The sequence below is a fragment of the Nocardioides sp. NPDC023903 genome, assembly GCF_040639295.1.
GTDB lineage: Bacteria > Actinomycetota > Actinomycetes > Propionibacteriales > Nocardioidaceae > Nocardioides.
The window spans coordinates 21,589-33,363 of record NZ_JBEZZS010000047.1 but is presented as its reverse complement, the minus strand read 5'-3'; the positions used below and the strand labels follow the sequence as shown (position 1 = coordinate 33,363).

The following is an 11,775-nucleotide window of genomic DNA, read 5'->3' as shown; positions in this document are numbered from 1 at the left end:
CACGGACGCCGTGATCCGGGCGCGCACGGACAGCCCCCGGCGCGGCGGGGGCGGTGTGGTCCCGGGAGGCTGAGGGTCAGTCGTCGTCATGGCGGTCGTCGCGGTCATCGTCGTCGTCATCATCATCGTCGACGGGACCAGGGGTGACGACCGGGACACCCGAGGGATCCGTGCTCGAGGAGGATCCCGGAGATCCGGGCGAGGAGGGCGAGACGGTCTCCGAGGGCAGCACGACGGGCTCGCGCGGCGGCGGGTCGTTGTCGGAGGCTCCGGCGAAGGAGCCGGCCAGGTAGACGCCGACCGCCACCAGGACGACCAGCGGGAGGACGAGTTTCAGGGTGCGGGACATGACCCTCCGATAGTGCCTGACCACCTGTCCGATGTGGGGGTCCATGAGAGACCTCTCATCGATACAGTGATCCGGGTCACCACTTGCACCTGGAGGTAACGCCCGTGTTCGTCCCGTTCAGCGTCAACGACTTCATCGACCGTGCCGCATCCGTCTACGGCGAGCGCGTGGGCATCGTCGACGAGCCCGACCAGCCGGCGGCCCCTCTCGGGGAGGTGACGTACGCCGAGATGAAGTCGCTCGCGAAGCGGATGGCGGCGAGGCTCGACGAGCTCGGCGTCGGGGTGGGGGAGCGGGTCGCGATCGTCTCCCACAACTCCGCGCGACTGCTGACCGCGTTCTACGGCGTCTCCGGCTACGGCCGCGTCCTGGTGCCCGTCAACTTCCGCCTCCGTCCCGACGAGGTCTCCTACATCGTGGAGCAGTCCGGCGCCTCGGTGCTCTGGGTCGACCCCGAGGTCGACGAGGCCCTGAAGGACGTGACCGCGAAGCATCGGTTCGTGCTCGGCGACGACACCAACCTCTACGCCGAGGAGGGCGTCGAGCCGAACCCGTGGGAGCCGGACGAGAACGCGACCGCGGCGATCAACTACACCTCCGGCACCACCGCCCGGCCCAAGGGCGTGCAGATCACCCACCGCAACATCTGGACCAACGCGCTGACCTTCGCGCTGCACGCCGGCTGCAACGACCGCGACGTCTACCTCCACACCCTGCCGATGTTCCACGCCAACGGCTGGGGGATGCCGTTCGCGGCGACCGGCCTCGGCATCAAGCACATCGTGCTGCGCAAGGTCGACGGGATGGAGATCCTGCGCCGCGTACGCGACCACGGAGTCACCTACATGTGCGCCGCCCCCGCGGTGGCGGCCGCCGTGCTCGACGCGCTTCCGCAGTGGCAGGCCACCGAGGGCGAGATCCCCGGGCGGGACAAGGTCCGGATCATCATGGCCGGTGCGCCGCCGCCCACGAAGACGGTCGTACGCGTCCAGGAGGAGCTCGGCTGGGAGTTCATCCAGATCTACGGCCTCACCGAGACTTCGCCGCTGCTGACCATCAACCGCACCCGCGCCGAGTGGGACGACCTCGACCCGATGGAGCGCGCCGCGAAGCTGACCCGCGCCGGCGCGCCCGCGATCGGCGTGAGCCTCGACATCTCGCCCGACAAGGAGGTCCTGGCCCGGTCCAACGTCGTGCTCGAGGGCTACTGGGAGAAGCCGGAGGAGACCGAGAAGGCGCTGGCCGACGGCTGGTTCCACACCGGCGACGGCGGCAGCCTCGGCGACGACGGCTACCTCACCATCTCCGACCGCATCAAGGACGTGATCATCACCGGCGGCGAGAACGTCTCGAGCGCCGAGGTCGAGGACGTCCTCTTCCTGCACCCCTCGGTCGCCGAGGTGGCCGTCATCGGCATCCCCAGCGAGAAGTGGGGTGAGACCATCCTGGCTCTCGTCGTCCTCGCCGAGGGCGCGCAGGCGACCCAGGAGGAGCTGATCGCCTGGTGCAAGGAGCGAGCCGCCGGCTACAAGGCGCCCACCGTCGTCGAGTTCCGCGACTCCCTGGCACGTACGGCCACCGGCAAGCTGCAGAAGTTCAAGCTTCGCGAGCCCTACTGGGGCGATCGCGAGCGCAAGGTCAACTAGACGATCTGGCGCACGGGATGAGCCTCGCGCTCACCCCGTGCACCGGACGGCGGGTCGCTCAGGCCGTCGCCCTGGGGCGACGTCGGGCGGCCCGACGGATCACCGAGCCCGGCTTCGAGGCCAGGAGCGGGTCGAAGTCGTCGGTGATCGGGGTCAGGTCGGCCTCATCCACGAAGACCGCGCCGTCGCGTACCTCTGCGACGAGGTCGCGACCGAGCACCGCACTGGCGGTGCCCATGCCGCCCCAGATCGTGGCGTTGATGCCGAACATGTGCTCTGTGCTGCCGCCGGCGAGGAACAGCCCGGGGATGTGGGTGGTGACCCGCGGCCGGAAGGGGCCGAGGTTCTTGATCAGCGGCGCGATGCCGTAGCAGGAGCCGTCGCTGGTCGACGTGAAGCGCTCCTGGGTGATCGGCGTGGAGGCCTCGCAGAAGACCATCCGCTCGCGGATGTCCGGGATCATCAGCTCGGCAGTGTCGAGCACCCGCTGGGTGAGCTGCTCCTTGAGCTGGAGGTAGCGCTCGTCGCGGCCGTACGACGCTCCGTCGGAGGGATCATCGGAGACGTTCCAGAACTCGTGGTCCTTCGGTGCCCAGCTGACCAGCTCGAGCGTGGAGTACCCCGCCGGCGCCGAGTGCGTACCCTCGGGGTCCTTGGCGGTGGGGCAGCTGATCCCGACGGGCATCTGGTCGGGACAGCGGCCCGCCTCGACCTCGCGGTAGTAGCCGTCGACGTCGTTGGTGGGCCACACCCACGCCAGCGGCGGCGTGCCGCGTTCGCGCAGGTCGACGTCGAGGGCGACGTAGACCGCGAACATCGGCAGCGTCATCTCGAGATCGTTGAGCCGGCGCCGCAGGCGGCGGGTCAGGTGCTCGTCGCCGACCAGGTCGGCCCAGGTCTTCTTGAAGTCCGCGGCGGAGACGACGACTTCCGCGCGGATCTCCTCGCCGTCGGCCAGACGTACGCCGACCGCCCGTCCGTCCTCGATGAGGATCCTCTCGACGCGGGCCTTGGTGCGCACCCGGCCACCGTGCGTGCTGATCACGTCGGTGAGGTGGGCGCCGATGACCTGCCCGCCGCCGCGCGGGTAGTAGGCGCCGGCCTGGAGGTAGTGGTGGAGGAAGCCGGCGTGCATCGCGGTGGGCGTGCGGTAAGGCGGCCAGGTGTAGTCGCCGTTCTCTGCGAGGATCACGGCCTGCGCGTCGGCGCTCAGTCCGCAGGCGTCCATCAGCTTCGTGATCGGCCGGATGCCCCAGCGCAGCAGGTGGTAGAGGCGCAGCCGCGGCTGCTCCCCGGCGGCGATGATCCGCATGATCCGTACGCAGCGGCGCAGCCCAGCCTCCTCGCTGGGGAAGGCCGCGATGAGCCGCTCGAGGTAGGTGTCCCAGCCGGTCGGCGTCTGGAAGGTGGTGCCAGGGATCATCACCTGGCAGTGGCCCTCGGGTCGCTGGCGCAGCCACTTGATCCGCTCGGTCAGCGCGAGGCCGGACAGCGCGGTCTGCATCCGACCGCCGGGGCCGCACTCGCCGACGTAGTGGGTGCCGACGTCGAACTCGAACTTGTTGCCTGCGCGGCGGAAGACCTGGGTGCTGCCGCCGACGACCTGGTTGGCCTCGAGCACCAGGACCCGCTTGCCGTTGGCTGCGAGGTAGGCCGCGCAGGTGAGGCCGCCCGGCCCGGCGCCCACCACCACGGCATCCCAGGTGTCGTCGTCGGCCTCGTGGCCCGGAGTGGGGGGTGTCGCAGTCTGCGTCATCACCGGTCGCTTTCGGAGCAGTTATTTGGAGTCGGACTCCAGTTAACTCGTTTCGACCCGTTCCGCCAAGACCCGCTGTCTGTCAGGCGGGAGGCGGAGCCTGGATCAGACCCTCGAGCAAAACCAGGCCGGCTTCGATCACGGCCAGCTCGACGCGCTCGGGCTCCACCGCCAATGCGTCCCGGCGCAACGCCAGCGCGGCCACCCCGTTCCAGGATCCGAAGAGGAAGTAGGACAACAGCTCCGGATCCACCTTCCGGATCGCGCCGGAGTCCACCGCATCGCGGATGCTCTGCTCGAACTCGCCCCGCAACTCGCTGAACCTCTCGACGACCTGATCCTCCACCGCCGACCGGGGGCCTCGTTCGCCGGTGACCATCAGGTACTTCACAACCGTCGGGTGCTCCAGCAGCAGCTTCAGGTAGGCCGACCCGACGCCGGCGAAGCGCTCGAGCGGAGTCGTCTGCGCGGCGTAGGCCGACCGGAGGGTCTCGGTGGCCACCGTCAGCACTCGCTCGGTGACGGCTGCCATCAGCCCGTCCTTGGTGCCGAAGTGCACATAGACCGAGGCCGGAGAGATCCCCGCCAGGGTGGCGACGTCCTCGATCCGGATCTCCTCGGGGGCGTGCTGCGACAGCAACTGCTCGGCGGCGTCGAGCACCCGGGCGCGGGTTCGCTCCCGTCGACGCGTCCCGCGGGCCGCGGCGTCGCCGGCCGGATCCTTCGGATTCTGGGCGTCGTTCACCCGATCAGGGTAGGGCGCAGGCCGCGTGGCCACCCGGGTGTGGGTGTCCCGCGAGCCTGGGACAGTAGCGCCGACTCGGCGGGGGTCGTCTGGACGAGTTACTCGGTCGGGGGCTCGGGCGGAGCGCCGCCCTCGCCGCCGCCACCCGGCGCGCCGCCCATGGAGGCCTCGGTGGTGGTGTCGACGGCGACGGAGAGCGAGCCCTGGTAGCCGGCGCTCGGGCTGCCGCTGAACTTGCCCATCTCGAGGTCGTAGCCGTCGCTGAAGACGTTGTCGGTGTCGAGGCTGACCTTGGTCAGGTTCTCGGCGGAGCCCTCGTAGGCGTCCTCTTCATAGACCTTGGTGAGCATCTTCTCCGGGAAGGCGACCTGCGAGGTGGCGATCGCGTTCTCGCCGGTCGTGGCCGAGTCGGCGTCGGGGTAGACCTCGAAGTGCATGTGCGTCCAGCGGCCGTCGTAGCAGCCGGGGACGATGGTCTTGAAGGTCACCTGGCCCTTGGAGTCGGCGACCTGGACACCGCGGAGGTACGTCTCGTCCTCGACGCCCTCGGAGTACATCGAGTAGCGGCCCAGCGCGTCGCACTGCCACAGGTAGACGGCGACGCCCTCGAAGGGCCCGTTGTCGTTGGCCATGTCGGTCACGGTGAAGGTGAACTCGAGCGGCACTCCCTCGACCGTGGTGCCGCCGTCGAGGCTGGAGGTGATGTCGCTGCGTACGATCCCGGACTCGGTCAGCACATTGGTGCCGTTGGTCCCGTCGGCCGGGTAGGGGCCGTTGGTCTCCTGCGGGATCTCGCCGTCGGCGGTCGTCGAGGTGTTGGCCGCGGAGCCGCCGGTGGAGGTGCTCGAGGAGCCCGCCCCGCAGGCGGCCAGAGCGGCGGCTCCGACCCCGATCCCGACGAGCCCGAGGATCCGGCGGCGGCTCAGCAGCGTCGAGATGTCGAAGCCGGCACCCTGGTCGACCACCTCCTCCTCGGGGCGGGCCAGCAGGCGACCTTCATAGGCGGGGCCTTGCGGGGTGTTCTGGGGCTCGGGTACGCGGCTCATGGGTTCTCCTCGATGTCGGTCCTGGTGCGTTGACCTGACTCTGACGTCGCGATCCGTGAGGACCTCCTGCCCCGGCTGTGGGGTGCCTGTGAAGGCAGCGGAGGGTCAGCCGACGCTCGGGCGCGGGGCGGACATGAGCTGCGCCGCCTGCTCCTTGGTCACCTTCGAGGCGTAGCCGCAGTAGGTGCAGTCCATCCGGCGCGACTTGCTCACGGGGACAAGCGGGATGAAGAAGAGGGTGAACTTGTTGACGACCTCGAACAGGCGATGGGCTGCCTGCTGGCGGCAGTGGGGACAGACCAGCGAGAGCGTGGCCAGCAGTCGCGTGTAGGTCTTGAGCCCGAAGATGATCATGCCGACGAGTCTTGCACGCGATCAGCGCCGGTGGACCTCACGACCGTCGACGTAGGTGTTCGTCACCCGGGTCTGGGCGAGGGCGATCGTGTCCTCGCTGAGGATGTCGTGGTCGACGACGATCAGGTCGGCTGCGTACCCGGTCTCGATCCGGCCGGTCGAGCCTTCGAGACGGTTCAGGTAGGCGGTGCCGGTGGTGTAGCCGGCGACGGCCTCGGCGACTGTCAGCGCCTCCTCTGGTAGCAGCGGGGCGGCGTCGGCGGGCTGGTCGGGGGAGCGGCGGTTGACCGCGACGTGCATGCCGAGCAGCGGCGCCGGGTCGGAGACGGGCCAGTCGCTGCCGCACGCGATCCGGGCACCGGTACGCAGCAGCGACCCGAACACGTACTGCTGCTTCCTGGCAGCCGGTGCCAGGAACGGCAGGGTCAGCACCTCCACCGCCTCGTCCCGGCACGCCCACAGCGGCTGGATGTTGGCGGTGACCTCGAGCTCGGCGAACCGCGGGACGTCGGTTGCGTCGACGACCTGGACATGGGCCAGATGGTGCCGCAGCCCGCTGGCCCCGTTGACCTCACGTGCGTGCTCGATCGCGTCCAGGCTGTCGCGCACCGCCCGGTCGCCGAGCGCGTGGATGTGCGCCTGGAACCCGGCCGCGTCCAGCGCCGCGACGTAGGCGGCTAGAGCCTCGGCCGGGATGAACGAGAGCCCGCGGTTGTCGGTGAGATGGCCGTGGGAGTCGAGGTAGGGGTCGAGCATGGCGGCCGTGTGCGTCTCGCAGACGCCGTCCTGCATGATCTTGACGCTGGCAGCATCGAGCCCGGCCCGCGCCGCCAGGGCACGGCGTTCGATCAGCTCGGGCAACTGCTCCAGGCCGCGGTCGCGGTGCCACCACTGGGCGAGGACGACCTTCGCGGTGAGCGCGCCGGAGCCCTTGGCCGCAAGGTAGGTCGGCAGCGAGTCCGGCATGCCGAGACCGGCGCCGACCAGCGCGTCCTGCCAGCCCACGATGCCGACGGAGTGGAGATGGCGCTGCGCGGTGAGCAGCGCCTCGGCGAGGTCGGCCGGGGTCGGAGCGGGGACCAGAGAGCCGACCAGCGCCATCGCACCCTCATGCAGCGCGCCGGTGGGCCGACCGGCGGCGTCACGCTCGATGCGCCCGTCGGCCGGATCGGGCGTTTCCGCATCGATGCCGGCGATCTCGAGCGCGCGGCTGTTCACCCATGCGGAGTGGTGGTCGCGGTTGGGCAGGAAGACCGGCCGGTCGGGAAGGAGCCGGTCGAGCGGCTCGGCGCTCGGCACCCCGCCCGGGAAGGAATCCATCGACCAGCCACCGCCGGTGACCCAGGCGCGCTCCGGGTTGGCCGCGGCGTAGGCCCCGATGGCATCCAGATAGCCCGCGAGCGTCGACAGCCCGGTGAGGTCGCACTGGATCATCTCCAGCCCGGCCTGGATCGGGTGCACGTGGGAGTCGTGGAAGGCGGGCAGGACCCACCGGCCGTCGAGCTCCTCGACCACCGTCTCCGGGCCGGCCAGAGCGTCGAGATCCTCGCCGATGGCCGCGATGCGCCCGTCGTGGACGGCGAGAGCCGCGTCCTCCCAGCGGCCCTCCCGCAGCACGCGGCCACCGCGCAGCAGCAGGTCCGCCGGGAGGGCGTCAGAGCCCATCAGTTGACGGCCATGGTGTCGGTGACCGAGGAGCCCGAGCGCTTGAGCACGAGCGCCACCAGGCCGAGGACCAGGAGCGTGAGGACCAGCAGGATCGTCGACACCGCGGCGATCTCGGGCTTGAGACCGGAGCGGACCGACGAGAGCACGTAGACGGGCCACGAGGTTGTGCCGGAGACGTTGATGAACGAGGAGATCACCGTGTTGTCGAGGCTCAGCGTGAAGGCCAGCAGCCCACCGGCCAGCACCGCCGGGCCGACGAGGGGGATCGTGACCTTGAAGAAGGTCGCCACCGGCCGCGCGTAGAGGTCCGCGGAGGCCTCCTCCAGCGACGCGTCCAGCCCGACCAGGCGGGCCCGGACGATGTAGGTCACCACCGCGGTCGCGAAGAGCGAATGGCCGATCACGAGTCGTACGTAGCCGTTGTTGAACGGCAGCAGCGACCAGTCCTGCCCGAGCGTCACGAACCAGGGGAGCAGCGCGATGCCGTCGACGATCTCGGGCGTCACCGAGACCAGCAGCAACAGCAGCGTGAACGGGCCCGCCCAGCGGCCCGGGTAGCGCGCCATCGCCATGCCGGCCAGGGTGCCGAGCACGCTCGCCAGCAGCGCGGCGACCACGGCGGTCTGCAGGGAGACGGCGACGGTGTGGCGTACGGTCGGCCGCTCGATGATCGCCATGAACGGCTCCAGGCTGAAGCCGTCCCAGGCGGTGAGCAGGCGGCCGCCGTTGAAGGAGTAGATGCCGATCACGATGATCGGGGCGAACAGGAAGAGGAAGACCAGCGTGGTCCACGCGCCGAGCGCGAGATTGGTGCCAGAGGGTCTGCTCATGCGGTTGCCACCTCCTTGGTGTGGGCGGTTCCGATGACCAACTTGCTGCGTCTGTGCAGGAGCCATCCCACGGCCCACATCAGCGAGATGGCGAGGATGACGATGAGCATCGTGAGCAGGATGAGGACGACCGCCATGGCCGAGCCCAGTGCCCAGTTCTGCGCGGTCAGGAACTGGCTGGCGATCAGGGAGCCGACCATCGTGCCCTTCGCGCCGCCGAGGACCGCCGGGGTGACGTAGTCGCCCATCATCGGGATGAAGACCAGGATGATGCCGGCGACGATCCCGGGCCGCGCCAACGGCAGCGTGACCTGGAAGAACGTACGCACCCGGTCGGCGCCGAGGTCCTTGGACGCCTCCCCGAGCGCGCTGTCGACGCGGTCGAAGGCGACGTACATCGGCAGGATCATCAGGGGCAGATAGTTGTAGATCAGGCCCAGGAGCACCGCGCCGCGGGTGTTGAGCAGGTCGTGCGGATCGGCGACCAGACCGACGTCGGTCAGGAACCCGGCCAGGGCTCCCTCCGAGGACAGGATCACCTTCCAGCCGATCGTCCGGATCAGGAACGAGGTCCAGTAGGGGACCATCACCAGAGCGACCAGCAGCCCGCGACGGTGTGCGGGGACCTTCACCGCCATGAAGTACGCAGCCGGCAGCGCGATCAGCAGGCAGGCGACGGTCCCCAGCACGCTCATCCACAGCGTCGCCCGGAAGATCATGAAGAAGGTCGGGCTGAACGCGTCGGCATAGCGGTCCAGCGACATCACCGCGTTGCTGTGGGTGCCGAACATCCCGGGCTTCTCACCGAGGCTGAACCAGGCGATCTGCAGGAACGGCACCACGAAGAAGACCGTCAGCCACAGCCACGCCGGGACGGCGAGGACGAAACCGGGGAGACGCTTACGCACTGGCGGCGGCCTTCAGCTTGTCGTAGACCTCCGTACGCCGGTCCTGAGCCTCGTTGACGGCGCCGTTCTTCATGGTGGCGAGCTGCTCGTCGGTGAAGAAGATCATCTCGGGCAGCTCGACCTTGCGCTCCTTGGCCATCTCTTCGATGCCCAGCGCGCCGGTGTTGTAGCCGATGTAGTCCATCTCCAAGAACGAGTTCTCCGGCTCCAGCACGTAGTCGAGGAACGCGTGGGCGGCTTCGGGGTGGGGCGCGCCGGTCGGGATGCACCAGTTGTCCATCCACAGCTCGGTCGTCGGGCCGGGCAGGACCCACTTCCAGCGGTCGGGCTGCTTGTGCTCGAGGATGCCGAGGCGGGAGTCGCCGTTCCAGTTCTGCATCAGCGCGAAGGTGTTCTGCTGCATCGCGCCGGTGGCCGGGTAGGAGTCGAAACCGGCGATGTGCGGCGCCCACTTCTCGACCGCCTCGGTCTCGTAGGCGTCGTAGTCGGCCATGTCCTCGGTGTTCCAGTCGATGTCGTTGGCCCAGAAGTAGAGGCCGGAGACACCCTGCGGGTCGTCGAGCAGCGAGGTCTTGCCCGAGGCCTCGTTCTGCATCGCGTCGATGAAGTCGTTCCACGTCGCCAGGTCGCGCTTGATCACGGTGGTGTCGTAGACGAACCCGGTGGTGCCCCAGCACTTGCACACCGAGTACTCGTTCTCCGGGTCCCAGTCCTGGCCGAGGAACTTCGGGTCCACCTTGGCCATGTTGGGGATCAGGTCCTTGTTGAGCGGGACGATGATCTCGTTCTCGATCAGCTGCGGGATGTAGACCCCGGTCGGTACGACGATGTCGTAGCCGCTGGTGCCCTCGGACGCGACCAGCTTCGAGATCAGCTCCTCGTTGGAGCCGTAGGAGTCGAGCGTCACCTTCGGGCCTGTCTTGCCGAAGGCGTCGATCACCTCGGGGGAGTCGTAGTCGCCCCAGGTGTAGATCGACAGCGACTTCTCGATCGGACCGCCGGTCGCGCCGCCGCCCGGCTCGACGGCGCTGGATGCCCCGCCACCGCCGTCCGAGCCGCAGGCGCTCAGTGCGGCGCCGGCGCCGACGAGAGCGGCCAGGCTCAGGAAGTGGCGCCGCGAGAGCTCCTGGCGGATCGCTCGCGCGCCGGCATGGCTGGCCAGGATGCGTACGTTGCCGCTCTTGTTTTCAGGCTTGTTCACTGTGGGCTCCTAGCGGTGGACGGGTCGAGCGGGGTGTCGAGGGGGAAGAGACGTACGTCCTCGGCGGCCCAGCCGCAGAGGACCGGGTCGCCGGGGGAGAGCCGGGCGGCGCCGTGGGTGGGGCGACGGATCAGCAGGCTGAGCTGATCGGTGACCTTGACGAGGTACTGGATCACCTCGCCGAGCGGGGAGACCTGGAGGACCTCGCCGGCGACGGAGTTGAGGCCCTCCGTCACCGTCCCGGACTCGGCCCGCGGCTCGATCGAGATCATCTCGGGGCGGATCGCGGCCTGGTGGGCCTCGCCGGGCTTCCCGTCGGGCTTCGCGGGACCCTCGACCACCACGACCGGGGTCTCGACGGTGGTGCCGTCGGCGCTGACCTCGCCGTGCAGGAAGTTCTGCTGGCCGACGAAGCCGGCGACGTACGCGCTGGCGGGCTGGTTGTAGACGGTCTCGGCGTCGGCGAGCTGCTCGATCCGGCCGGCGCGCATGATCGCGATCCGGTCGCTCATCGCGAGCGCCTCGTGCTGGTCATGGGTGACGAAGACGAAGGTGATCCCGAGGCGGGACTGGAGGAGCTTGAGCTCGAGCTGCATCTCCTCGCGCAGCTGGCGGTCCAAGGCGCCCAGCGGCTCGTCGAGAAGGAGGACGCCGGGACGGTTGACCAGCGCCCGGGCGAGCGCCACTCGCTGCTGCTGGCCGCCGGAGAGCTGGGCCGGGCCGCGGTCGGCGAAGTCGAGCATGCGCACCATCCGCAGCGCCTCGACGACCCGCTCGCGGACCTCGGCCCTGGGTGTCTTGCGCTGCTGCAGGCCGTAGGCGACGTTCTCCGCGACGGACTTGTGCGGAAACAGCGCGTACGCCTGGAAGACCGTGTTCACGTCGCGCTGGTAGGGCGCAAGCCTGACCACGTCCTTGCCGCCGATGATGATGCTGCCGGCGTCGGGCTTCTCGAACCCGGCGATCATGCGTAGCGTCGTGGTCTTGCCGCAGCCCGAAGGGCCGAGCAGCGAGATGAACTCGCCGGCCCGAATCTCGAGGTCCAGGCCGTCGACCGCCGTGGCCTGGCCATAGGTCTTGGTCAGGCCGGTGATGGTTACCGAGCCGGAGGGTGGGTCCGGGGTAGCTGTCGTGGTCATCGCTGCTCCAGTCGATTGTTCACTTAGCGCTGCATTCCACCACAGGATCCGGGGAAAAGTACGGAATCAGTTGTAAAAGAACGGTTACGAACTTGATTTCGTGTACGTCGCCGCCGCTGAGTGCGGCCCCGGT

The 11,775-nt window shown here is 69.3% G+C and carries 11 protein-coding genes; 1 reads left to right on the top strand and 10 read right to left on the bottom strand.

What is annotated here, in order from left to right; all coding sequences use genetic code 11:
* Nucleotides 1–76 precede the first annotated feature (76 nt).
* Entirely contained in the window at nucleotides 77–349 is a 273-nt protein-coding gene (locus AB0F44_RS27890; protein ID WP_357360290.1) for a hypothetical protein, read from the bottom strand.
* Nucleotides 350–453: 104 nt separating this feature from the next.
* Here AB0F44_RS27890 and AB0F44_RS27885 point away from each other — a divergent pair, with 104 nt between their 5' ends.
* The gene (locus AB0F44_RS27885) at nucleotides 454–1,995 is read left to right on the top strand and encodes an AMP-binding protein (RefSeq protein WP_357360288.1); all 1,542 of its coding nucleotides are present in this window, start codon (nucleotides 454–456) and stop codon (nucleotides 1,993–1,995) included.
* A 58-nt stretch (nucleotides 1,996–2,053) separates the two neighbouring features.
* On the opposite strand, the gene AB0F44_RS27880 is transcribed toward AB0F44_RS27885, so the two are convergent.
* The 9 genes from AB0F44_RS27880 to AB0F44_RS27840 all read right to left on the bottom strand — a co-directional run bounded on the left by AB0F44_RS27880 (nucleotide 2,054) and on the right by AB0F44_RS27840 (nucleotide 11,642).
* Nucleotides 2,054–3,751: an NAD(P)/FAD-dependent oxidoreductase gene (locus AB0F44_RS27880; RefSeq protein ID WP_357360286.1), complete on the bottom strand. Its 1,698-nt coding sequence runs from the start codon at nucleotides 3,749–3,751 to the stop codon at nucleotides 2,054–2,056.
* A gap of 82 nt (nucleotides 3,752–3,833) precedes the next feature.
* On the bottom strand, nucleotides 3,834–4,496 hold the full coding sequence (locus tag AB0F44_RS27875; RefSeq protein WP_357360284.1) for a TetR/AcrR family transcriptional regulator: 663 nt from the start codon (nucleotides 4,494–4,496) through the stop codon (nucleotides 3,834–3,836).
* 98 nt (nucleotides 4,497–4,594) lie between these two features.
* The gene (locus tag AB0F44_RS27870) at nucleotides 4,595–5,542 is read right to left on the bottom strand and encodes an intradiol ring-cleavage dioxygenase (protein WP_357360282.1); all 948 of its coding nucleotides are present in this window, start codon (nucleotides 5,540–5,542) and stop codon (nucleotides 4,595–4,597) included.
* Between the two features lie 105 nt (nucleotides 5,543–5,647).
* The gene (locus AB0F44_RS27865) at nucleotides 5,648–5,896 is read right to left on the bottom strand and encodes a zinc-ribbon domain-containing protein (RefSeq protein ID WP_357360280.1); all 249 of its coding nucleotides are present in this window, start codon (nucleotides 5,894–5,896) and stop codon (nucleotides 5,648–5,650) included.
* A 21-nt stretch (nucleotides 5,897–5,917) separates the two neighbouring features.
* On the bottom strand, nucleotides 5,918–7,561 hold the full coding sequence (locus tag AB0F44_RS27860; protein WP_357360278.1) for an amidohydrolase: 1,644 nt from the start codon (nucleotides 7,559–7,561) through the stop codon (nucleotides 5,918–5,920).
* Nucleotides 7,561–8,394, bottom strand: coding sequence for an ABC transporter permease (locus AB0F44_RS27855; protein WP_357360276.1), 834 nt, complete (start codon nucleotides 8,392–8,394; stop codon nucleotides 7,561–7,563). The genes AB0F44_RS27860 and AB0F44_RS27855 overlap by 1 nt, the downstream gene beginning before the upstream one ends.
* On the bottom strand, nucleotides 8,391–9,302 hold the full coding sequence (locus tag AB0F44_RS27850) for an ABC transporter permease (protein ID WP_357360274.1): 912 nt from the start codon (nucleotides 9,300–9,302) through the stop codon (nucleotides 8,391–8,393). The genes AB0F44_RS27855 and AB0F44_RS27850 overlap by 4 nt, the downstream gene beginning before the upstream one ends.
* Nucleotides 9,295–10,503, bottom strand: a complete 1,209-nt coding sequence (locus tag AB0F44_RS27845) for a spermidine/putrescine ABC transporter substrate-binding protein (RefSeq protein ID WP_357360272.1) — start codon at nucleotides 10,501–10,503, stop codon at nucleotides 9,295–9,297. The genes AB0F44_RS27850 and AB0F44_RS27845 overlap by 8 nt, the downstream gene beginning before the upstream one ends.
* Nucleotides 10,500–11,642: an ABC transporter ATP-binding protein gene (locus AB0F44_RS27840; protein ID WP_357360270.1), complete on the bottom strand. Its 1,143-nt coding sequence runs from the start codon at nucleotides 11,640–11,642 to the stop codon at nucleotides 10,500–10,502. The genes AB0F44_RS27845 and AB0F44_RS27840 overlap by 4 nt, the downstream gene beginning before the upstream one ends.
* Nucleotides 11,643–11,775: the final 133 nt, after the last annotated feature.